Annotated in this window: 23 protein-coding genes; 14 read left to right on the top strand and 9 right to left on the bottom strand. The window is 64.1% G+C overall.

Features of this window, described 5'->3' with window-relative positions:
- Positions 1 to 11 precede the first annotated feature (11 nt).
- The gene (locus B059_RS0110115) at positions 12 to 728 is read left to right on the top strand and encodes a sulfite exporter TauE/SafE family protein (protein ID WP_038058579.1); all 717 of its coding nucleotides are present in this window, start codon (positions 12 to 14) and stop codon (positions 726 to 728) included.
- Positions 725 to 1,681: a M14 family metallopeptidase gene (locus B059_RS0110110; RefSeq protein WP_026177432.1), complete on the top strand. Its 957-nt coding sequence runs from the start codon at positions 725 to 727 to the stop codon at positions 1,679 to 1,681. Before B059_RS0110115 ends, B059_RS0110110 begins: the two co-directional genes overlap by 4 nt.
- A 3-nt stretch (positions 1,682 to 1,684) precedes the next feature.
- Here the strand turns inward: B059_RS0110110 and xerD are convergent, their stop codons facing one another.
- From xerD to ffh, 7 genes are all read right to left on the bottom strand, one after another.
- A complete protein-coding gene (gene xerD / locus B059_RS0110105) occupies positions 1,685 to 2,575 on the bottom strand; it encodes a site-specific tyrosine recombinase XerD (protein WP_018078134.1) in 891 nt (296 codons plus the stop codon).
- Entirely contained in the window at positions 2,556 to 3,026 is a 471-nt protein-coding gene (locus B059_RS0110100) for a methylated-DNA--[protein]-cysteine S-methyltransferase (RefSeq protein ID WP_018078133.1), read from the bottom strand. Before B059_RS0110100 ends, xerD begins: the two co-directional genes overlap by 20 nt.
- Before the next feature lie 395 nt (positions 3,027 to 3,421).
- The gene (rplS, locus tag B059_RS0110095; protein WP_018078132.1) at positions 3,422 to 3,805 is read right to left on the bottom strand and encodes a 50S ribosomal protein L19; all 384 of its coding nucleotides are present in this window, start codon (positions 3,803 to 3,805) and stop codon (positions 3,422 to 3,424) included.
- Between the two features lie 137 nt (positions 3,806 to 3,942).
- Complete coding sequence (gene trmD, locus B059_RS0110090) at positions 3,943 to 4,644, bottom strand: tRNA (guanosine(37)-N1)-methyltransferase TrmD (protein WP_018078131.1); 702 nt, start codon at positions 4,642 to 4,644, stop codon at positions 3,943 to 3,945.
- Positions 4,644 to 5,144, bottom strand: coding sequence for a ribosome maturation factor RimM (gene rimM / locus B059_RS0110085; RefSeq protein WP_336433339.1), 501 nt, complete (start codon positions 5,142 to 5,144; stop codon positions 4,644 to 4,646). Before rimM ends, trmD begins: the two co-directional genes overlap by 1 nt.
- A gap of 36 nt (positions 5,145 to 5,180) precedes the next feature.
- Positions 5,181 to 5,435, bottom strand: coding sequence for a 30S ribosomal protein S16 (gene rpsP, locus B059_RS0110080; RefSeq protein ID WP_018078130.1), 255 nt, complete (start codon positions 5,433 to 5,435; stop codon positions 5,181 to 5,183).
- 74 nt (positions 5,436 to 5,509) lie between these two features.
- A complete protein-coding gene (gene ffh / locus B059_RS0110075; RefSeq protein WP_018078129.1) occupies positions 5,510 to 6,853 on the bottom strand; it encodes a signal recognition particle protein in 1,344 nt (447 codons plus the stop codon).
- A gap of 97 nt (positions 6,854 to 6,950) precedes the next feature.
- Here ffh and B059_RS0110070 point away from each other — a divergent pair, with 97 nt between their 5' ends.
- From B059_RS0110070 to B059_RS0110035, 8 genes are all read left to right on the top strand, one after another.
- The gene (locus B059_RS0110070; protein ID WP_018078128.1) at positions 6,951 to 7,703 is read left to right on the top strand and encodes a cytochrome C assembly family protein; all 753 of its coding nucleotides are present in this window, start codon (positions 6,951 to 6,953) and stop codon (positions 7,701 to 7,703) included.
- Positions 7,704 to 7,714: 11 nt separating this feature from the next.
- Positions 7,715 to 9,013 (top strand): HlyC/CorC family transporter, encoded by a 1,299-nt coding sequence (locus B059_RS0110065; protein WP_018078127.1) that lies wholly within the window; start codon positions 7,715 to 7,717, stop codon positions 9,011 to 9,013.
- A gap of 100 nt (positions 9,014 to 9,113) precedes the next feature.
- Complete coding sequence (pilB, locus tag B059_RS0110060) at positions 9,114 to 10,829, top strand: type IV-A pilus assembly ATPase PilB (protein ID WP_018078126.1); 1,716 nt, start codon at positions 9,114 to 9,116, stop codon at positions 10,827 to 10,829.
- Between the two features lie 12 nt (positions 10,830 to 10,841).
- A complete protein-coding gene (locus B059_RS0110055) occupies positions 10,842 to 12,062 on the top strand; it encodes a type II secretion system F family protein (protein ID WP_018078125.1) in 1,221 nt (406 codons plus the stop codon).
- Positions 12,062 to 12,913 (top strand): prepilin peptidase, encoded by an 852-nt coding sequence (locus B059_RS0110050; RefSeq protein ID WP_018078124.1) that lies wholly within the window; start codon positions 12,062 to 12,064, stop codon positions 12,911 to 12,913. The genes B059_RS0110055 and B059_RS0110050 overlap by 1 nt, the downstream gene beginning before the upstream one ends.
- The gene (coaE, locus tag B059_RS0110045; protein ID WP_018078123.1) at positions 12,913 to 13,521 is read left to right on the top strand and encodes a dephospho-CoA kinase; all 609 of its coding nucleotides are present in this window, start codon (positions 12,913 to 12,915) and stop codon (positions 13,519 to 13,521) included. Before B059_RS0110050 ends, coaE begins: the two co-directional genes overlap by 1 nt.
- 51 nt (positions 13,522 to 13,572) lie before the next feature.
- Positions 13,573 to 14,328 (top strand): cell division protein ZapD, encoded by a 756-nt coding sequence (gene zapD / locus B059_RS0110040; protein WP_018078122.1) that lies wholly within the window; start codon positions 13,573 to 13,575, stop codon positions 14,326 to 14,328.
- Between the two features lie 23 nt (positions 14,329 to 14,351).
- The gene (locus B059_RS0110035; protein WP_419184833.1) at positions 14,352 to 14,522 is read left to right on the top strand and encodes a DNA gyrase inhibitor YacG; all 171 of its coding nucleotides are present in this window, start codon (positions 14,352 to 14,354) and stop codon (positions 14,520 to 14,522) included.
- Positions 14,523 to 14,540: 18 nt separating this feature from the next.
- On the opposite strand, the gene rpiA is transcribed toward B059_RS0110035, so the two are convergent.
- A complete protein-coding gene (gene rpiA / locus B059_RS0110030) occupies positions 14,541 to 15,197 on the bottom strand; it encodes a ribose-5-phosphate isomerase RpiA (RefSeq protein ID WP_018078120.1) in 657 nt (218 codons plus the stop codon).
- Between the two features lie 76 nt (positions 15,198 to 15,273).
- Here rpiA and ilvA point away from each other — a divergent pair, with 76 nt between their 5' ends.
- Positions 15,274 to 16,791 carry a threonine ammonia-lyase, biosynthetic gene (gene ilvA / locus B059_RS0110025; RefSeq protein WP_018078119.1) on the top strand — a complete coding sequence of 506 codons (1,518 nt, stop codon included), beginning with the start codon at positions 15,274 to 15,276 and terminating at the stop codon, positions 16,789 to 16,791.
- A gap of 3 nt (positions 16,792 to 16,794) precedes the next feature.
- On the opposite strand, the gene B059_RS0110020 is transcribed toward ilvA, so the two are convergent.
- Entirely contained in the window at positions 16,795 to 16,983 is a 189-nt protein-coding gene (locus tag B059_RS0110020) for a YgaP family membrane protein (protein ID WP_018078118.1), read from the bottom strand.
- A gap of 137 nt (positions 16,984 to 17,120) precedes the next feature.
- Between B059_RS0110020 and B059_RS0110015 the strand changes: the two genes are divergently transcribed.
- From B059_RS0110015 to B059_RS0110005, 3 genes are read left to right on the top strand one after another with little or no spacing between them, the layout of a single operon-like run.
- The gene (locus tag B059_RS0110015; RefSeq protein ID WP_018078117.1) at positions 17,121 to 19,079 is read left to right on the top strand and encodes a lytic transglycosylase domain-containing protein; all 1,959 of its coding nucleotides are present in this window, start codon (positions 17,121 to 17,123) and stop codon (positions 19,077 to 19,079) included.
- A 37-nt stretch (positions 19,080 to 19,116) separates the two neighbouring features.
- Positions 19,117 to 20,154 carry a complex I NDUFA9 subunit family protein gene (locus tag B059_RS0110010; RefSeq protein WP_018078116.1) on the top strand — a complete coding sequence of 346 codons (1,038 nt, stop codon included), beginning with the start codon at positions 19,117 to 19,119 and terminating at the stop codon, positions 20,152 to 20,154.
- Positions 20,155 to 20,169: 15 nt separating this feature from the next.
- Entirely contained in the window at positions 20,170 to 21,390 is a 1,221-nt protein-coding gene (locus tag B059_RS0110005) for a multifunctional CCA addition/repair protein (protein WP_018078115.1), read from the top strand.
- Positions 21,391 to 21,440: the final 50 nt, after the last annotated feature.

The following is a 21,440-nucleotide window of genomic DNA, read 5'->3' as shown; positions in this document are numbered from 1 at the left end:
GCTTGGAGCACATGGCCGCGATGGCGGCCATCCTGCTGATGGCGTACCTTGTCCGTGGCATCACCGGCTTTGGCTCGGGGCTGATTTCGGTGCCCTTGCTGGCGTTGTTTCTGCCGCTGCAATTCGTCGTGCCGCTGATCCTGTTGCTGGACTTCACTGCGTCGATCCTTATCGGGGGCCTGCATTTCAAGCGTGTGCAGTGGGATGAAATCGGCATTTTGATTCCGTTCGGCATCGTTGGCGTGGTGCTGGGTACCAGCCTGCTGGTCAAGCTGCCGACGGAACCCATGCTGCTGGCTCTGGCCGCGTTCATCCTGGTGTTCGCGGTGCGCAGCATGCTCAATCTCCACGGCGACAAACCGGCTTCGCGCGGGTGGGCCATTCCGGCCTCGCTCACCGGCGGCACCGTGGGCGCGCTGTTCGGCACAGGCGGGCCGCCGTATGTGATGTACCTGACCCACCGTATCCGCGATAAAAGCGATTTGCGCGCGACTTTTTCGGCACTGTTCTTTACCGAAGGACTGACGCGCATCGTCAGCTTTCTGGTTGCCGGACTATTGATGACGGCCAAGGTATGGACCGCGTATTTGACCGCGCTGCCGCTGGTGCTGGGTGCATTGTATATGGGGGGACGCGTGCATGTGGGCCAGGCGCAGATGGCGCGACTGGTCGGCGTGCTGTTGCTGGCGTCGAGCGTATCGCTGTTATTCAAGGCCCTGCATGCATGAGTGGAACTGAATTGCTGCACTTTCAATCCGTTTCGTTCACCGGTCTGGCGCCGGGCGTGCGCCTCATCGTGCTGGGCGCGGTGCACGGCAACGAAACCTGCGGCACGCAGGCGGTCCGCCGGGTGATCGCGGAGATCGAGTCCGGCCGGCTGGGTATTGCCAATGGCAGCGTGACGTTCGTGCCGGTCACCAATCCGCTGGCCTATGCCCGCCATCAGCGCATGGGCGACCGCAATCTCAACCGCAATCTTGCGCCCACCGCTACGCCGCTTGAGTTCGAGGACCACATCGCCAACTGGCTGTGCCCCCTGCTGGCGCAGCACGACGCGCTGCTCGACCTGCATTCGTTCCACACGGCGGGCGAGCCCTTCGTCATGCTGGGGCCGCAAGACAACAACGGCACGCTGGAACCGTTTGCGCGCGCGGCCGAGGAAACGGCCCTGGCGTTGCGTCTGGGGGTGCGCCGCTTCGTCGATGGCTGGCTCGATACCTACGCGGCAGGTGTCGCGCGCCGTCTGGCGGCGGGGGTGTCGGCGCGTGAAGCCGACGTGCATTACGGCGTCGGAACCACCGAATACATGCGGGCCCAGGGCGGCATCGCGCTCACGCTCGAGTGCGGCCAGCACGACGATCCCGCTGCGCCCGCGGTGGCCTATCGTGCGCTGCACAACACGCTGGCGCACCTGGGCCTGACGGCGGTGGAGGATCCGGCGCCAGTGATGGCCACCGAGGCGTTGCGCCTGTATCAGGTCATCGACCGCAGCCATCCCGACGACACCTTTGCGCGTGGCTGGTCGAGTTTCGACCACGTGCATGCCGGCGAAATGATCGGCACGCGCCACGATGGCACGCCGGTGACGGCGGATCGCGACGGTTGCATCGTGTTTCCCAACCCCGGCGCGCTGCCGGGGCAGGAGTGGTTTTATCTGGCGAGCCCGAGCACGCGGGTGTAAGGGTCAGCCGCGCGGATGATGCTGCGCATGCAGCTGTTTCAGCCGCTCGCGCGCCACGTGAGTGTAGATCTGCGTGGTGGAAATGTCGCTGTGTCCGAGCAGCATCTGCACTATCCGCAGGTCGGCGCCGTGGTTCAGCAGATGGGTGGCAAATGCATGGCGCAGCGTGTGCGGCGACAGCGGGCGCGTGATTCCGGCAAGGCGGGCGCGGCGCTTGATGAGGTACCAGAATGCCTGCCGCGTCATGCCGCCACCACGCGCGGTGATGAACATCGCATCGCTCGGCTGTTTCCCCTGCAAGAGCGGGCGGGCCTCAGACAGATAGCGCCGCAGCCACAGTACCGCTTCTTCGCCCAGCGGCACCAGCCGGTCCTTGTTGCCCTTGCCGGTCACGCGCAGTACGCCGTCGCCGAGATTGACCGCGGCCAGTTTCAGCCCCACCAGCTCCGACACCCGCAAGCCGGTGGCATACAGGGTTTCCAGCATCGCACGGTCGCGCAGTCCCAGTGGCGTGTCGGGAGCGGCGCTGTCGAGCAGGCGCTCCACATCGGCCTCGGTCAGCGTCTTGGGCAACGCGCGCGGCAGCTTGGGGCTGTCCAGATTGAGCGTGGGGTCGGCGACGATCAGGCGCTCGCGCAACAGGTAACGATAAAATCGCTTCAGCGTCGAGGTGTAACGTGCCGCGCTGCGCGGCTGGGTGCGGCGGGCGAAACGCCACGCCAGATAGGCTTCGAGATCGCCTGTCGCGGCGGCATCGAGTCCACGGGCGCGCTCCTTCTCCAGCCAGGCGGAAAAGGTTTTCAGATCGCGCCGGTAGGCTGACAGCGTCAGGTTCGCCAGCCCGTCTTCCAGCCACAGATGATCGCAAAAGCGGTCAATCAGCACGTCGCTCATGCGCCAGCAGCCAGGTTTTCACGTCCAGCGGCGCGCCGCTGGACGAATGCATGAAGCCCCCCAGCCCGTGTGCCGCCACCACGCGATGGCAAGGGATGAGGATGGGCAATGGATTGGAGCCGCACGCCTGACCCACCGCGCGAGCGGCGGTGCCGAGCTGTTTCGCCAGTGTCCCATAGGTGGCCGGCTGCCCGGCCGGAATCCTCATCAGCGCGTGCCACACCCGCAGCTGGAACGGCGTGCCCTGCGGCACGAAGAGCAGATCGAAAGCGTGGGCGGGGTCGTTCCAGTAGGCATCCAGTTCGCGGGCCAGCCGCCGGGCGCGGCTGTCCTGTTGCGCAGAGGCGTGCGTATCCGCCGGCAAAAAATCCAGCCGCGTCAGCGCGTCACCGGTGAAACCGGCGCCAAGGCGACACATCGGTGCGGCAAGGATGACATCGTAGGCAGGCATGACCGCATTCTAAGCCGAGGTCACGCGACCTGTCAGAGCGGCGCAACGTTTAGCGCTATTCGCACGCACCGCTGCGCGAGGGGCAGGTAGCGGCAAGATCGACCAGGCTGCAGCGGGTCTTGCGGATTGCCAGGCAGTCTGCCGTGTCCGGTGTGGGTTCAAACGCGCACGCAGGTGCCTGAAGCAGGCCTCGGTCAGCCCCGGGACAGGCGCGGGACGGCAAATTGGGCGGGTAGTACACGCAGTTGGAACAAGGGTCTTCGGTTGTCCCGTTAGGGGGGATGACATGGGTCTTCACATGCGTGCGGAGTGCCGCGCAGCTTAAACCGCCGGGACAGCAAAGCAAAACGCCCGCATCATGCGGGCGTTTTGTGCTGCGCCAGGGAGACGACGGCTTATTCGGCGGCCGTGGCTGCGGCCTTGCGGCTGGGCAGCTTTTCCTTGATGCGTGCGGATTTGCCGGAACGCTCGCGCAGGTAGTACAACTTGGCACGTCGCACGTCGCCGCGGCGCTTGACTTCGATATTGGCGACCAAGGGCGAATAGGTCTGGAAGGTGCGCTCGACGCCTTCGCCCGCAGAGATCTTGCGCACGGTGAAGGCGGAGTTGAGGCCGCGGTTGCGTTTGGCGATGACCACGCCTTCGTAGGCCTGTAGACGCTCGCGGTTGCCTTCCTTCACTTTCACCTGGACGACGACGGTGTCGCCGGGGGCAAAGTCGGGAAGGGTTTTGCCCAGACGGGCGATTTCTTCCTGTTCGAGTTGCTCGATGATGTTCATGATGTTTCCTTACTCTGGCGGAGAGGTGCGCCACCGGGTCGGGTCAGACTCGGGGCGAACGTCACGCCGTTTTACATGGGCCCCATGCGGAACCCGCTCGTTTCCGGCCTGCCTGTTGTCAGGCAGGCCGGATTAATCTATTCGTCCCGTCGCGAAGGCAACAGGTCGGGCCGCAGGGCCGCGGTGAGCCGCACGCTTTCTTCGTGTCGCCACCTGGCAATCGCCGCGTGATTGCCGCTTTTCAGTACTTCGGGCACTGCCATGCCTCGCCATACCTCGGGCCGCGTGTAATGCGGGCAGTCGAGCAGCCCGTGGCTGAACGAGTCCTGCGCGGCCGATTCGGCGTCGTTCAGCGCGCCCGGCAGTTGCCGGATGATCGCGTCCATCAATGCCAGCGCAGGCAGTTCGCCGCCCGACAGCACGAAGTCGCCGAGCGATATTTCCTCGTCCACGCGGTGCGCGAGCAGCCGCTCGTCGATGCCTTCGTAGCGCCCACACAGCAACACCAGCGCGGGCTTGTCTTTCAGTTCCATCACCCGCGGGTGACTTAGTGGACGGCCGCGGGGGGAAAAATGCACCACCCAGGGCGTCAGGTTCTCGCTGGTCAGATCCTGCTGCACCGCATCCAGTGCCCGGTCCAGTGGCTCGGCCAGCATCAGCATTCCCGGACCGCCGCCGTAAGGCCGGTCGTCCACCGTGCGGTGCGGATCATCGGTGAAATCGCGCGGATTCCACGCCCTGAACCGGTACAGACCGCGATCCAGCGCCCGTCGGGTGATGCCGTAATCCAGTACGGCATCGAACATCTCGGGGAAGAGCGTGACCGCATCGAAGCGCATCAGTAGTCTTCGCCCCAGTCCACCTCTATCGTTCCGCCTGCTAGATCCACCTTGCCGACAAACGCCGCAACGAACGGAATCAGATGCTCGCGCGCGCCTTTGACGACCAGCAGGTCATTCGCCCCGCTTTCCATCAGGCTGTCGACCTTGCCCAGCTCGATGCCTTCGCGGTTGACCACGGTCAGGCCGATCAGGTCGGACCAGTAGAACTCGTTTTCTTCCGGTGGCGGAAGATCGCGTTTCGCCACCGAGATTTCCTGTCCGCGCAGGGCATACGCCGCGTCGCGGTCGTCGATGCCGTCCAGTTTGGCGACCAGGGCCTTGCCGTGGTCCTGGATGGCTTCGACGCTGTATCGCGTCTGCTGCTCGCCGCGGCCGACGCGCCAGGATTCAAAATCCATCAGCGCGCCCGGGTCTTCACTGTAGGGCTGGACCTTGACCCAGCCCTTGACGCCGAACGGGGCGGCGATGCGCCCCATAACGACCCAGTCGTTATTCAATGCGGACAGCCGACCCAGGCTTGTCGTTCAGCCAGATCAGGCAGCGGCAGCGGGCTTGTTCTGCTTGACCAGGCGGGCGACGGTGTCGGACATCTGAGCGCCGTTGCTCACCCAGTAGCCGATGCGTTCCTGGTCCAGGCGAACGGCCTCGGCGCCCGCGGCGGCCACCGGGTTGTAGAAACCGACGCGCTCGATGAAGCGGCCATCACGGCGGCAGCGCGAATCGGCCACCACCACGTTGTAGAAAGGACGGTTTTTGGCGCCGCCGCGCGAAAGACGAATAACGACCATGATTCAACCCACCGGGTAAACGGAGAAAACCGCGAATTATACTCAAAAACTCCGGGCTTGCCAGTGGGCAGGCTCTACCGCATTCCGGGCAGCATGCCCTTCATGCCGCGCATCATCTTGGACAGGCCGCCCTTGCCCATCATTTTCATCATTTTCTGCGCCTGCTCGAACTGGTTCAGCAGCTTGTTGACGTCCTGCACCTGCACCCCAGCGCCCGCTGCGATGCGGCGCTTGCGGCTGGCCTTGATGATGTCGGGCTTGCGGCGCTCCAGCGGGGTCATGCTGTTGATGATGCCTTCGACCCGGTTGACGGCCTTGTCGTCGGCGCCGGCGGGGACCGACATCTGTCCGGCACCGGGCAGCTTGTCCATCAGAGCAGACAGTCCGCCCATCTTGCGCATCTGCTGGATTTGCGCCTTGAAGTCCTCGAGATCGAAATCCTTGCCCTTCTTGACCTTATCGGCGAGTTTTTTGGCTTCGGCCAGATCGACAGAGCCTTGCGCCTGTTCGATCAGCGAGAGGACGTCGCCCATGCCGAGGATGCGCTGCGCCATGCGTTCGGGGTGGAAGGCTTCCAGCCCGGTGGGCTTTTCGCCGACGCCGATGAACTTGAGCGGCTTGCCGGTGATCTGCCGCACCGACAGCGCCGCGCCACCGCGGGCGTCGCCGTCGAGCTTGGTGAGCACCACGCCGGTGAGCGGCAATGCTTCGTTGAAGGCCTTGGCGACGTTGACCGCGTCCTGGCCCTGCATGGCGTCGACCACGAACAGCGTTTCGACCGGCTTGACCGCGGCGTGCAGGGCCTTGATTTCGGCCATCATCGCTTCGTCGATCGCCAGGCGGCCGGCGGTGTCGACGATCAGCACGTCATAGAATTGCTTGCGCGCATGATCCTGTGCGGCCTGTGCGATTCTCAGCGGATCGCGTTCGTCGCCGGCCTCGAAAAAGCTGACGTCGAGTTGGGTGGCGAGCTGGCGCAACTGGTCGATGGCGGCGGGGCGGTAGACGTCGGCGGAGGCGAGCAGCACCTTTTTCTTGCGGTTTTTCAGCAGCAGCGCGAGCTTGCCGCTGGTGGTGGTCTTGCCCGAGCCCTGCAGGCCGGCCATCAGAATCACCGCGGGTGGTGCCGCGGCCAGATTCAGCTCGGCGTTTTCACCGCCCATCAGGCGGGTGAGTTCTTCGTGGACGATGCCGATCAGCGCCTGGCCCGGCGACAGGCTGGCAAGCACTTCCTGGCCCAGGGCGCGGGTTTTGACCGCTTCGATGAAGTCCTTGACCACCGGCAGCGCGACGTCGGCCTCGAGCAGGGCCAGGCGCACCTGGCGCAGCGTATCCTGCACGTTGGCTTCGGTGATGCGCGCCTGTCCACGCAGGTTTTTGACGACGCCGGCGAGGCGTCCGCTGAGATTTTCTAACATGGCTTCCTTGTTGCCGTTATGGACGGCATGGATAATGGGGCTGGCTGAATCATATTCATTTTAACGAATGTCCCCGCTATTGCTGGTTACCTTATGTGTGAGCGCGCTGTACGGCTGGGTCGCCTGGCGCCTGCAGCGCACGCCGCGCGCCGCATCGGTGCGCTGGCTGCTGCCGCTGGCCCTGCTGGCTCACGGTGCGCTGATTTATCATTCGGTGCTGGGGCAGGGCGATATCCGGCTGGGGTTCGGCAACTCCCTGTCGACGATTTTGTGGCTGACTGCGCTGGCCTACTGGCTGGCTAGCCAGGGTGCGCCGCTGGCGCGCCTGCAGTCCTGGGTCAGCGGGCTGGCGGCGGCGTCTGTGCTGATTATGGCGCTTTTCACCGCCACCCACGCCATTCCCAACTCGCAGACGCTGGCTTTGCGCGCACACCTGGTGGTGTCTTTCCTCGCCTATGGCTTGCTGGCCGTGGCCGCATTGCATGCGGTGCTGATGACCATGCTGGAAAAGCAGCTGCATCGCGGCTCGCTGCAAAACGGCGCGCCGCCCCTGCTGACGCTGGAAGCCATGTTGTTCAGAACCATCGGCGCCGGGTTTGTGCTGCTGACCCTGGCGCTGTTCAGTGGGGTGTTTTTTTCGGAAGAGCTGTTTGGCACGGCTTTGCAGTTTTCGCACAAGACCGTGTTCGCCATCCTGTCGTGGCTGGTGTTCGGCGGCCTGCTGCTGGGGCGGCATTTCCGCGGTTGGCGCGGGCGTACCGCCCTGGTCTGGACGATCACCGGTTTCACCCTGTTGCTGCTGGCCTACCTGGGCACCCAGTTCGTGCTGGAAGTGGTGCTCCGGCGTTGAGGCGAGGTTGATTGGATAGTATTTCCACCGGCACGCTTTTTGTCGTGCTTGCCGTTCTGCTGCTCACCTCGGCATTTTTTTCCACGTCCGAGACGGCGATGATGGCGATCAACCGCTATCGCCTGCGCCACGCTGCCGAATCCGGCGTCCGCGGCGCGATGCGGGCACAGGCGCTGCTGGACCAGACCGACAAGCTCCTGGGCGTGATCCTGCTGGGTAACAATCTGGTCAATTCCGCTTCGGGCACGCTGTCTGCCGTGCTGGCCATTCGCCTGTTCGGCGACGGCGAAATGGTGCTGTTCGTGGCGACACTGCTGCTCACCTTCCTGATTCTGGTGTTCAGCGAAGTCACGCCGAAGGTCATCGGCGCGTCCTTCCCCGAACGCGTCGCCTATCCGGCGACGCTGCTGCTCACGCCGCTGTTGACGCTGGCGTATCCAGTGGTGTGGTTCGTCAACCTGTTCGTGCAGGGCATCCTGAAGCTGTTGCATATCAAGCAACCCGACCCGGGGCAGGGTAACAGCCTGGGGCTGCAGGAACTGCGCACCATCGTGCTGGAGTCGTCCGGCAGATTGCCGCGCGAGCACCACCGGATCCTGATGAACCTGCTGGAGCTGGAAGACATCACGGTGGATGACGTGATGACGCCGCGCAGCCAGATCGAGGCGATCGACATCGAAGACGACCCCGAGCGGCTGCGCCAGCAGATTTCCACCAGCCATCACACGCGGCTGGTGGTGCAGCAGGGTTCGCCCGACAATCTGCTCGGCGTGCTGCATGTGCGCCGGGTACTGCATGCGCTGACCGGCGCCGAGCTTGATCCCGATACGCTGAAGGAAAACCTGGAAGCGCCTTACTTCGTTCCGGCGGGCACCCCCCTGTTCACCCAGTTGCGCAATTTCCAGAGCGGGCGTCGCCGGCTGGCGCTGGTAGTCGACGAATACGGCGAACTGCAGGGGCTGGTAACGCTGGAAGACCTGCTGGAGGAAATGGTCGGCGAATTCACCACGCAGGCGCCATCGGATATGGGGTATCTGCGACAGGAGGGAGACGGCTGCTGGCTGGCCGAAGGTAGCGTGCTGCTGCGCCATCTGAACCGCAAGCTGGGCTTGTCGTTGCCGCTGGACGGCCCGAAGACGCTGAACGGCCTGCTGCTAGAGCAGTTCGAGGACATTCCCGAGGCGGGGGTGAGCATCAAGCTGGGCGATGTGCCGGTGGAAATTGTCCAGACCCAGGACCGCGCGGTGAAAATGGCGCGTATCTACCTACCGGATTCGGGTGAGGTTTTGTCCGAAAATACCTCAACTTAGCTGAAAAATCGCCGTTAAGGCCTGTGATTCCCCATCCGCCGCCTGGCCGGCGCGTCGATGCGGGCAATATTTTGACGCTGGACTTGTCAGGAACCGAGCTATGGCAGCTGTGACAAACACCAACAATTTAACCGGGCTGGCGCGTGCCATGGTCAACCATGGCTGGCTGTCCGAGGACGACGCCGAGGGCGTGTGGAAACGCGCGAGCCAATCCGGCGAATCGTTCGTGACCGAACTCATCAAGGGGAGGCGTTTCAAAGCCGATCAGGTGGCCGAATTTGCCGCCGGCTCATTCGGCTTTCCTTATCTGGATTTGAATGCCATGGATGCCGACAGCTTGCCGCAGGGGCTGCTCGATCCCAAGCTGGTACAGAAACGGCGCGTGGTCGCGCTGTATCAGCGTGGCAACAAACTGTATGTGGCGACGTCCGACCCCACCCATCTGCAGGCACTGGACGAGGTGAAGTTCCAGACCGGGCAGGCGGTAGAGCCGGTGGTGGTGGATGACGACAAGCTCGGCAAGCTGATCGAGAAAGCGAGCGAAGCCGCCGACAACACGCTGGCCGTGCTGAATGCGGAAGACCTCAACCTCGACTTTGCCGATGAGGAAAGCGCTGCCGCCCAGCAGGACACCGGCGGCATCGAAATCGACGATGCGCCGGTGGTGCGCTACCTGCAGAAAATCATGCTCGATGCGATCAACCTGGGCGCATCCGACATCCATTTCGAGCCTTACGAAAAGTATTACCGCATTCGCTACCGGCGTGACGGCGTGCTGTCCGAGGTGGCGCAGCCGCCGATGGCGATCAAGGACAAGGTGGCGTCGCGCATCAAGGTGTTGTCGCGGCTGGATATTTCGGAAAAGCGCGTGCCGCAGGACGGGCGCATGAAAATGGTGCTGTCGAGAAACCGCGCCATCGATTTCCGGGTCAGCACCCTGCCGACGCTGTATGGCGAAAAAATCGTCATGCGTATTCTCGACCCCACCAGCGCCCAGCTGGGCGTGGATGCGCTGGGCTACGAACCGTGGCAGAAAGAAATCCTGCTGGACGCGGTGCAACGCCCCTACGGCATGGTGCTGGTGACCGGTCCGACCGGTTCAGGTAAGACCGTGTCGCTCTACACCTGCCTGAACATTCTCAACAAGCCCGACGTCAACATTTCGACCGCGGAAGATCCGGCGGAAATCCAGTTGCCCGGCATCAATCAGGTTAACGTCAACGACAAGGCCGGGCTGACTTTCTCGGCCGCGCTGAAATCCTTCCTGCGGCAGGATCCCGACGTCATCATGGTCGGTGAAATCCGCGATCTGGAAACGGCCGACATCGCCATCAAGGCTGCGCAAACCGGTCACATGGTGATGTCCACGCTGCACACCAATGACGCCCCCGGCACGCTGACCCGTTTGCTGAACATGGGGGTGGCGCCATTCAACGTCGCCTCCTCGGTGATCCTGATCACCGCCCAGCGGCTGGCACGACGTTTGTGCGCGTGCAAACAGCCCGTCGACATTCCGCAGGAAGCCATGCTGACAGCCGGGTTCACCGAAGAACAGCTGGACGGCAGCTGGAAACCCTACAAACCGGTGGGCTGCGATATCTGCGGTGGTACCGGTTACAAGGGGCGGCTGGGCATCTATCAGGTGATGCCGATCACCGACGCCATGACCCGCATCATTCTCAAGGGCGGTGATGAAACCGACATTGCCGACCAGGCCCGACGTGAAGGTGTGCTCGACCTGCGCCAGGCCGGGTTGTTGAAAGTGAAAGCCGGCCTCACCTCGCTGGAAGAGGTCGAGGCCGTCACCAATATCTAAGGAATCTCCTCTATGGCAACAGCGGCAAAGGCAATCAAGGACGCCACCTTCCTGTGGGAGGGCATGGACAAGCGCGGCAAAAAAGTCAAAGGCCAGTTGCAGGCCGGCGGTGAAGCCACGGTCAATTCCGTGCTGCGCAAGCAGGGAATCACCGTTACCAAGGTCAAGAAGCAGAGCAGCCTGTTTTCCAGCAGCAAGCGCATCACCGACAAAGATGTCACGCTGTTCACCCGCCAACTGGCGACCATGATGAAAGCCGGGGTGCCATTGCTGCAATCGTTCGAAATCGTGGCGCGCGGGCATTCCAATCCATCGATGCAGCGCCTGCTGCTGGAAATCAAGGCGGATATCGAAAAGGGCAGCAGTCTCACCCAGGCATTCGGCCGTCACCCGCTGTACTTCGATGCGCTGTTCTGCAACCTGGTGGGGGCCGGTGAATCGGCGGGTATTCTGGATGGGGTGCTCGAACGGCTGTCGGTCTACAAGGAAAAAATCCTCGCCATCAAGAGCAAGATCAAGTCGGCGCTGTTCTATCCCGTTTCCATTATCGTGGTGGCGTTTGTCATCACCGCCGTGATCATGGTTTTCGTGATTCCGGCGTTCAAGGACTTGTTCAGCAGCTTTGGTGCCGACCTGCCGGGGCCGACCCTGGTGGTGATGGCGATCTCGGATTTCTTCGTCCAGTGGTGGTGGGCGATTTTCGGTGTCATCGGCGGCGGCATCTATGCCTTGCTGCAGGCATGGAAACGCTCGCGCAAGGTGCAGATGTTCATGGACCGGGTGATGCTCAAATTGCCGATTTTTGGTGCGGTGATCGAAAAAGCCACCATCGCGCGCTGGACGCGCACCCTGGCCACCATGTTCGCCGCCGGTGTGCCGCTGGTCGAAGCGCTGGAATCGGTGGGTGGGGCGTCGGGCAACCAGGTCTTCGTCGAGGCGACCAATAAAATCCGTGGTGAAGTATCGACCGGTACGGCACTGACAATGGCGATGCAGAACTCCGGCCGGTTTCCCAATATGGTGCTGCAGATGGCCGCCATCGGCGAAGAGTCCGGAGCGCTCGATTCCATGCTGGGCAAGGTAGCCGACTTCTACGAGGCCGAAGTGGATGACGCGGTCGAAGCGCTGTCCAGCCTGATGGAGCCCATCATCATGGTGGTGCTGGGCACGCTGATCGGCGGTATGGTCATCGCCATGTACCTGCCGATCTTCAAGATGGGCTCGGTCGTCTGATGGCGTTGCTGCACGCCGAACCAGCCCTGTTCGCCGGGCTGGTTTTTTTATTCGGCCTGCTGGTCGGCAGCTTTCTCAACGTCGTCATCCATCGGCTGCCCAGAATGATGCAAGCGGACTGGCATGCGCAGTGCGCCGAACTGCGCGGCGAGGCCTTGCCCGATGCGCCGCGCTACAACTTGTGGCTGCCGCGTTCGGCCTGCCCGCAGTGCGGCCATCGGATCACGGCGCTGGAAAACATTCCGCTGCTGTCGTGGCTGTGGCTGCGCGGCCGCTGCTCGGCCTGCCGCGCGCCGATCGGCGCGCGCTACCCGCTGGTGGAACTGCTCACCGCGCTGCTGTCGGCGGCCGTCGCCTGGAAATGGGGCGTGAGCGTGCAAACCGCGGGTGCGCTGCTCATGGTTTGGACGCTGATCACGCTGGCTTTCATCGACCTCGATACGACCCTGCTGCCCGACAGCCTCACCCTGCCGCTGCTGTGGCTGGGGCTGCTGTTCAATCTGGGCGGGTATTTCAGCAGCCTGCCGGATGCGGTCGTCGGCGCCATGGCTGGCTATCTGGTGCTGTGGCTGGTGTACTGGCTGTTCAAGCTCGCCACCGGCAAGGACGGGATGGGCTACGGCGATTTCAAGCTGCTGGCGGCCATCGGCGCCTGGCTGGGGTGGCAGATGCTGCCGGTCACGCTGTTGCTGTCTTCCGTCGTCGGCGCGACGGTCGGCATCGCGATGATCGTGCTGGTGAAGCATGACCGGCGCGTGCCGATTCCGTTCGGCCCGTATCTGGCCGGAGGCGGGCTGGTGGCGCTGTTTTTCGGCGCAGACTTGACGCAGGCCTACCTCGGGCAATTCTGATGTTCACGGTTGGCCTCACCGGCGGCATCGGTTCGGGAAAATCGACCGTTGCCGATTGCTTCGCCGCTCATGGCGTGCCGGTGATCGATACGGACGTCATTGCACGCGATCTGACCGCGCCTGGCGGCGCGGCACTGGAGGCGATCCGTGCGGTTTTCGGCGAAACGGTGATGCGGGCGGACGGCACCCTGGATCGCGCTGCCCTGCGTCGACGCGTCTTCGCCGACACCGGCGAGCGGCGCCGGCTCGAAGCCATTCTGCACCCGCGCATTCGGCGGGCGGTGGAGCAGGCGCGTGCGGCACTCACCGCCTCCTACGTCCTGATCGTGATCCCCCTGCTGGTGGAAACCGACGGTTACCGCGACCTGCTGAACCGCGTGCTGGTGGTCGATTGTCCCGAAGAACTGCAGATTGCACGGGTGATGGCGCGCAGCGGGCTCGCCCGTGACGAGGTGGTGGCCATGCTCGCGGCGCAGGCAGGGCGCGTCCAGCGCCTGGCGGCGGCGGACGATGTGATCGTCAACACGGCCTCGCCCGAGGCATTGCGCAGCCCGGTGGCGGCGCTGCACCGGCGTTATCAAACGCTCGCAAGTGTGCCGTCGCCTTGATTTTCCGTCCGGATCGGCGACAATCGGCCGATTGAAACCAACGCGTGCGGCGTGATCCATTACGAATATCCCCTGAGCGAACGCATCCGCACCCTGCTGCGGCTGGAAGATTTGTTCGACCGCTTCGATGCCTATGCCGCATCGTCCGACCGGCACGCGCATCATGCGGCCCTGCTGACGCTGTTTGAAATGGCGGAAGTGGCGGCGCGCGCCGACCTCAAGTCCGACCTGTTGCAGGAGCTGGACCGGCAAAAAGCCGTGCTGACCGCGCTGCGCGGCAATCCCCGCGTCCAGGGCCGCACTCTGGAAACCGTGCTGGCGGCGATCGAGGCCACCCACCATGGCATGTATCAATTGCCTGGCAAGGTGGGCCAGCATTTGCGCGAAGACGACTGGCTGATGACCGTCAAGCAGCGTGCGGCCATCCCGGGCGGGATGTGCGAATTCGATCTGCCGTCCTACCATCACTGGCTGCACCAGCCGGCCGCGGAGCGGGCAGGTCATTTGCAACGCTGGCTGGCGCCGTTCTCGTCCATTCGCGCGGCGGTCGACATCGTGCTTGGTTTGCTGCGCGACAGCGGTCAGCCCGAGCTGCAGCACGTCGAGCACGGACATTATCAGCGCATGCTGGAATCGCGCAACCCGCAGCTGATCCGTGTCACCCTGATCGACACCCTGCCGTGCGTACCCGAGATTTCGGCCAACAAATACATGCTCAACATCCGCTTCGTGCATGCCGGGGCCGGGCAGATGCGCACCTGCACCGATCAGCCGATCGACTTCGACCTGACTTTCTGCACCCTGTGAAGCAGCCTTCCAAGACACCGGTCGTGACCTGTCCGACCTGCGGCGTCGCCGTCAGCTGGACGGCGGCGAGTCGCTGGAAACCATTCTGCAGCGAACGCTGCAAGCTGATCGACCTGGGGCAGTGGGCAACCGAAAAATACCGGGTGCCCGCCGAGGAGCAGGAACCGGAGGAAGGGACGTCGCCAACACAGTAACGGATCCTCCCGTTGCGATCATTTCTTGTAAGTCTTGACGCCGGATTCCGTTCCCAACAGCAGTACGTCCGCGCCGCGCCGCGCAAACAGGCCGTTGGTGACCACGCCGACGATGTGGTTGAGTGCCGCTTCCAGCGATACCGGATCGACGATCGACATGCCGTGCACGTCGAGAATGAGGTTGCCGTTGTCGGTCGTGAAGCCTTCGCGCAGGCGTGGCTGGCCGCCGAGTTTCACCAGCTCGCGTGCCACATACGAGCGCGCCATCGGGATCACTTCGACCGGCAGCGGGAACTTGCCGAGCACCCCGACCAGCTTGCTTTCGTCGGCGATGCAGATGAACTGCTTGCTGCAGGCGGCGACGATTTTTTCGCGCGTCAGCGCGCCGCCGCCGCCCTTGATCATGGCGAAATGCTCGGTGATTTCGTCGGCGCCGTCGACGTAGATTTCGAGTTCACCGACGCTGTTGAGGTCGAGCACCTGGATGCCGTGGCTTTTCAGGCGTGCGGCCGTCGCTTCCGAACTGGCCACCGCGCCGTCGATGCGGCCCTTGACGCTGGCCAGCGCGTCGATGAAATAGTTGGCGGTCGATCCGGTCCCCACCCCGATGATGCCGCCGCGGGCATACTCCACCGCGGCACGCGCCACGGCTTGCTTCATTTCGTCTTGTGTCATGATGTTTTCGTCATTTGGTCGCAGCCCGCTAAGATAGCGGCATCCCCCCATTTTTTCAAACCTCGCACCCGCCGCCATGAGCCAACCCGTCGATTACCTCGAACGCATCCTGACCTCGCGCGTCTACGACGTGTCGGTGGAGTCGCCGCTCGAGGTGGCCCACAACCTGTCGCACCGCCTCAACAACCAGATCCTGTTGAAGCGGGAAGACCTGCAGCCGGTGTTCTCTTTCAAGTGTCGCGGCGCCTACAACAAGATGGCGAAGCTTACGCAGGCCCAGCTGGTGCTCGGCGTGGTGGCGGCATCGGCCGGCAACCACGCGCAGGGGGTGGCGTTGGCGGCGCAAAAGCTTGGCGTGACGGCGACCATCGTGATGCCGGCGACCACGCCCAAGATCAAGGTCGATGCGGTGGCGGCGCGCGGCGCGCAGGTGATTCTGCACGGCGACAATTATGACGAGGCCTGCGATCACGCCATCCTCCTTGCCAAGGAGGCCAAGGCCACCTTTGTCCATCCCTACGACGATCCGGATGTGATCGCCGGGCAGGGCACGGTGGCGATGGAACTGCTGCGCCAGCATCCCGGCCCGATCCATTCGGTCTACATTCCGGTCGGCGGCGGTGGCCTGATTGCCGGCATGGCAGCGTACATCAAGCGGCTGCGGCCGGAAATCAGGATCGTCGGCGTCGAACCTGAAGACGCCGACGCGATGGCGCGCTCGCTGTGCAAGGGCAAGCGCATCACGCTGCCGCGCGTGGGTATTTTTGCCGACGGCGTGGCGGTAAAGAGGGTCGGCAAGGAAACCTTCCGGCTGTCGCAGCTGTATGTCGACGAAATCATCCGTGTCAACAACGACGCCATCTGTGCTGCGATCAAGGACGTCTTCGAAGACACCCGCTCGATTCTGGAACCGGCCGGCGCCCTGTCTGTTGCCGGGCTGAAAGCCGCGATTGCGGGCGATAAGCTCAAGGGCAAAACGCTGGTCGCGGTGGCCTCCGGCGCCAACATGAACTTCGATCGCCTGCGCCATATCGCCGAGCGCGCCGAATTGGGCGAAAAACGCGAGGCGGTGCTGGCGGTCACCATCCCCGAAACGCCGGGCAGCTTCAAGACGTTTTGCGGCCTGCTGGGCGCGCGCAACATCACCGAATTCAACTATCGTTATTCCGACCCCAGGACGGCGCGCGTATTCGTCGGGCTGTCGGTGCCGGGGGCGGGCGAGGGCGCGCGCGTGGTCGAACTGCTGCAGCGTCATGGACTGGAGGCGATCGACCTGACCGACAATGAAATGGCCAAGCTGCACATCCGCCACCTGGTCGGCGGGCGTGCCCCCGAGGCCGTCAACGAAGTGCTGTACCGCTTCGAATTCCCCGAGCGCCCCGGCGCGCTGATGCAGTTTCTGCAGAGCATGAGCCGCGGCTGGAACATCAGCCTGTTCCATTACCGCAACCACGGTGCCGACTACGGCCGCGTACTGGTCGGTATCCAGGTTCCGGAAAAGGAAAAACCCGGCTTCCAGAAGTTTCTGGACAGGCTGGGTTACCGCTACTGGGACGAGTCCCGCAACCCGGCCTACAAACTGTTTCTTGCCTGAAGCTTATTTCTTCAGGCCGCAGCTGTTGATGCCGAGCAGGCGGTAGGCCGGACAGAACCTGAAGAGTCCGGTCGCCAGCGGCAGCACGCCAATCCAGGCCCATACCGGGCCGCCCATGAGCGCCCAGGCGATGAGGGCGATGCCAACAAGAATGCGGATGATGCGGTCGATATTGCCGACGTTGGCTGTCATGGTGGTTTCCTTGGGAAGTGGATACGAGGCCTTCACTATAGCGCGCACTCAGCGTCGGGGGTAATGCAGCGCGCCGGGCCGCTCCATGGTGAATTCATCCCAGGCGATGCGCGGCGGCTGCATGTTACCCTCGCAGCATGATTCGGAACGGGGTTTTTCTGCTGCTGGCGTTGTCCGCGGTGTCCGCCTGGGCCGCGCCGGGCGACGCCGCCGTGCTGAAGGCGCAGCAGGCATTTGCCGCGCGCAAGCTGGCGAATCTGGAGCAGGCCGCGCGCGACGTGCCGGCCGATCATGTACTGGCGCCTTATGTCGAATACTGGCGCCTGATGCTGACGAGCCGTGCCGACGATGCGCGCATCGCCGATTTCCTGGCGCGCTATCCGGGCAGCCGCATGGCCGAAGCACTGCGTGCCGACTGGCTGAAATCGCTTGGCGCGCGCGCGGCGTGGCCGCTGTATCTCGCCGAATACCCGCGTCTCGTCAAGCCCGACATCGCGCATCAGTGTTATGCCTACCGTGCCGAAGGCGTGCAGGGTAATCGCAGTCACCCGCGCGAGGCGGTGACCCTGTGGTTCACCGGACGCGACATGCCGTCGGTGTGCACGCCCTTGTTCGAGCAACTGATCGAGGCCGGACTGATCCGCGAGGAAGACGTCTGGCGCCGCCTGCGGCTGGCGCTGGAAGCCGGCAACCCGAGCGTCGCCCGGGTTGTGGCCGACGCCTTGCCCGAAGCCCGGCGTCCGGCTGTCGCGCTGTTCGACCTGGCCAGCCGCGACCCCGCGCGTTTGCTCGATGCCGGCAAGCTCGATTTCAGCCGGCGGGGTGACCGCGAAATCGCGCTTTACGCGCTCGACCAGGTGGCCAAACGCAGTACCGGGCAGGCGGAACAGGCGTTGCGCAAGCTGGCGCCGCGCCTTGGCGAGGAGGCACAGCGCACCGCCTGGGCACGCCTCGCCACCTGGGCTGCGCGTCGCCACGAGACAAGCGCGCTGCCCTGGTTTCAGCAGGCGGGCGCCATGGCGGTCAACGATTTCCAGCGCGAATGGTGGGCACGTGCCGCATTGCGCGCGGCAGACTGGCAGGCCGTGCTGCGCGCGATCGACAGCATGGGCGAGGCCACCCGTACGCAGCCCATCTGGCGCTACTGGTACGCGCGCGCCTTGCAGGCCAGCGGTCAGCGCGCGGCGGCAACCCCGGTTTTCCTGGAGTTGTCGCGCGAATTTCACTACTACGGCCAACTGGCGCAGGAAGAGCTCGGGCCGGTGATGCAGGCGCGGGTCGTCAACAATGTCAAGACGAGCGGGGATGACGTTGCCACGGTTGGCCGTCAGCCTGGCATCGCGCGTGCGCTGGCCCTGAAGGAACTGGGTCTGCGCAGCGATGCCAGCCAGGAATGGAACTGGTCGATCCGCGAATTTTCCGACGCGCAGTTGCTGGCGGCGGCCGAGCTGGCGCGCCGCATGGAGTGGTACGACCAGGCGATCAACACAGCCGAGCGCACCCGCGAACTGCACGATTTCGAACTACGTTTTCTCGCGCCTTACCGTGAACTGGCACAGCAGGCCGCGCGCGAGAACCAGATCGACGAAGCCTGGGTATTCGGCCTGATGCGGCAGGAAAGCCGCTTCGTCAACGTCGCACGCTCCAGCGTCGGTGCTGCCGGCCTGATGCAGATCATGCCGGCCACGGCGCGCTGGATTGCTCAGCGTCTCGGGATCAGGCGCTTTCATCCGGACGAGATGCAGAACCCGGCGAAAAACATTCAGTTCGGCGCGTACTACCTGAAGCACGTGCAAACCAGCCTGGACGGTTCGCCAGTGCTCGCCACCGCGGCCTACAATGCCGGCCCGAGCCGCGCGCAGCGCTGGCGCGACTCCCGGCCGATGGAAGCTGCGGTCTATATCGAATCCATCCCGTTTGCCGAAACCCGCGATTACGTCAAAAAAGTGATGAGCAACGCCATCTATTATGCGGAACGTTTCGGCCAGCCTTCGGTGCTGCTGAAAGAACGGCTGGGCACGGTGCCGCCGCGCAAGATCCCGGTGACCGCCGCCGATCCGGACGCCCTGCTGGAAGTCGAACAGACGGGCGATTAGAATCAGCGTCGACTTATATACTGAAACGGTTCTCATCATGAAGATTGAACGCATCTGCATCCTCGGCGGGTCCGGCTTTGTCGGCACCCATCTCGTCAGTCAGCTCGCCGCGCGCGGCCTGACGGTGCGCGTGCTGAGTCGTCGCCGCGAAATGGCCAAGGATCTGATTCTGCTGCCGACGGTGGAGGTGGTCGAAGCCGACGTGCACGATCAGCAGGAGCTCATCCGCCACTTCCGCGGCATGGATGCCGTCATCAACCTGGTCGGCATCCTGCACGAAAACAAGGTTGGCCGCGTCGATCTGCCGAGCGCGCGCCGCGGCGATTTCCAGCGCGTCCACATCGAGCTGCCGCGCAAGGTCATCCACGCCTGCGGCGCATCGGGCGTGCGCCGCCTGCTGCACATGAGCGCGCTCGGCGCCAACCCGAACTCGCGCTCGGCCTACCAGCGTTCCAAGGGCATTGCCGAAGCGCTGGTGCGCGAGGCCGGGCGACACCATGTTGAACACGAAAACTGGTATTTGAACGGCCCCAAGTTCATCCACGGCCACGGCCTCGACGTCACGATTTTCCGGCCATCGGTGATCTTCGGCCGCGGCGATTCCTTCCTGTCGATGTTTGCCGGGCTGTTGAAGGCATTTCCGCTGCTGCCACTCGCCAACGCGGAGGCACGCTTCGCCCCGGTCCATGTCGAGGACGTCGCGCGCGCCTATGCCGACAGCCTCGACAATCCGGCGACCTACGGCCAGACCTACGATTTGTGCGGCCCCAGGGTCTACACCCTGCAGGAGCTGGTGAATTATGTCGGCGAAGTGATCGGCAAACGGCGCAGCATCATTCCACTGGGTAAATGGGCGTCGTATTTCCAGGCCTGGGCACTCGAATTCAAACCCGGCAAAAAGCTGATGACGCGCGACAATTACTACGCCATGACCACGGACAACGTCTGCAGCGGCGGCTGGCCATCCGTCTTCGCGTTCCCACCGGCGGCGCTCGAAGCCATTGCCCCCGAATACCTGCGGGCCGACACGCCGCGCGCGCGCTACGATGGGTACCGCGAAAACGCCCGCCGCTAGGCCCGACGCGCCGCCATGAAAGCCTACATCGTCGGCGGCGCAGTGCGTGACCGGTTGCTGGGCCTGCCGCTGGCCGACCGTGACTACGTCGTCGTCGGCGCCACGCCCGACGACATGATCGCGCTGGGCTACCAGCCGGTCGGCAAGGATTTCCCCGTCTTCCTGCATCCGCAAACGCACGAGGAATACGCCCTGGCGCGCACCGAGCGCAAATCCGGGCGTGGCTACAAGGGATTCAAGGTGTACGCCGCACCGGATGTCACCCTGGAAGAGGATCTGCGCCGCCGCGACCTCACCATCAACGCGATGGCCGAGGACGCGGCCGGCACGCTGGTCGATCCCTATGGCGGGCAGGACGATCTGGCCGCGCGCGTCTTTCGCCATGTGAGCGGGACGTTTGCCGAAGATCCGGTGCGCATCCTGCGGGTGGCGCGCTTCGCCGCCCGTTTCACCGACTTTGCCGTAGCGCCGGAAACCAACGTGTTGATGCGGCAGATGGTGGACAACGGCGAAGTCGATGCGCTGGTGCCCGAGCGGGTGTGGCAGGAAGTCGCGCGCGGCCTGATGGAAGCACAGCCGTCGCGCATGTTCCAGGTGCTGCGCGACTGCGGCGCGCTGGTCCGACTCTTCCCCGAAATCGACCGCCTGTTCGGGGTGCCGCAGCCGCCCGAACATCATCCCGAAGTGGATACCGGCGTGCACGTCATGCGGGTGGTCGACTGGGCGGCGCGGCAGGGCTTCAGTCTGCCGGTGCGCTTCGCGGCATTGACCCACGATCTCGGCAAGGGCACGACGCCGCCCGAGCAGTGGCCCAGGCATCATGGCCATGAAGCCCGAAGCGCAGACCTGGTGCGTGCGTTGAGCGAGCGCATCCGTGTGCCGGCCGACTGCCGCGAACTCGCCGTCGCGGTGGCGCGCGAACACGGCAATGTCCAGCGTGCGCTGGAATTGCGTGCCGGCACGGTCGTCGAACTGCTGGAGCGCGTCGATGCCTTCCGCCGTCCGGAGCGCTTCGAGGAATTTCTGCGCGCCTGCGAATGCGATTTCCGTGGCCGGCCCGGCTACGAGGACAAAGCGTTTCCCGCACCGGAGTATCTGCGGCAGGCGCTGCAGGCGGCGCAGACCATCGATGCCGCCGGGGTGGCGCGCCAGGCCGACCCTGCGCGGATCCGGGACGCGATCTTTCAGGCACGAACCCAGGCGGTGGCAGCCTGGCGCGCGCGCGCGAAAGACTAGGTCGGCAACATTTTCCGTACCTGGCCGGTACGGGAGGCGCGGCGTCGCTC

The sequence above is a fragment of the Thiobacillus denitrificans DSM 12475 genome (genome assembly GCF_000376425.1).
In the GTDB taxonomy this organism is placed as follows: Bacteria; Pseudomonadota; Gammaproteobacteria; order Burkholderiales; family Thiobacillaceae; genus Thiobacillus; species Thiobacillus denitrificans.
The sequence above is the reverse complement of the archived record's forward strand: the minus strand, read 5'-3'. Positions and strand labels throughout refer to the sequence as shown.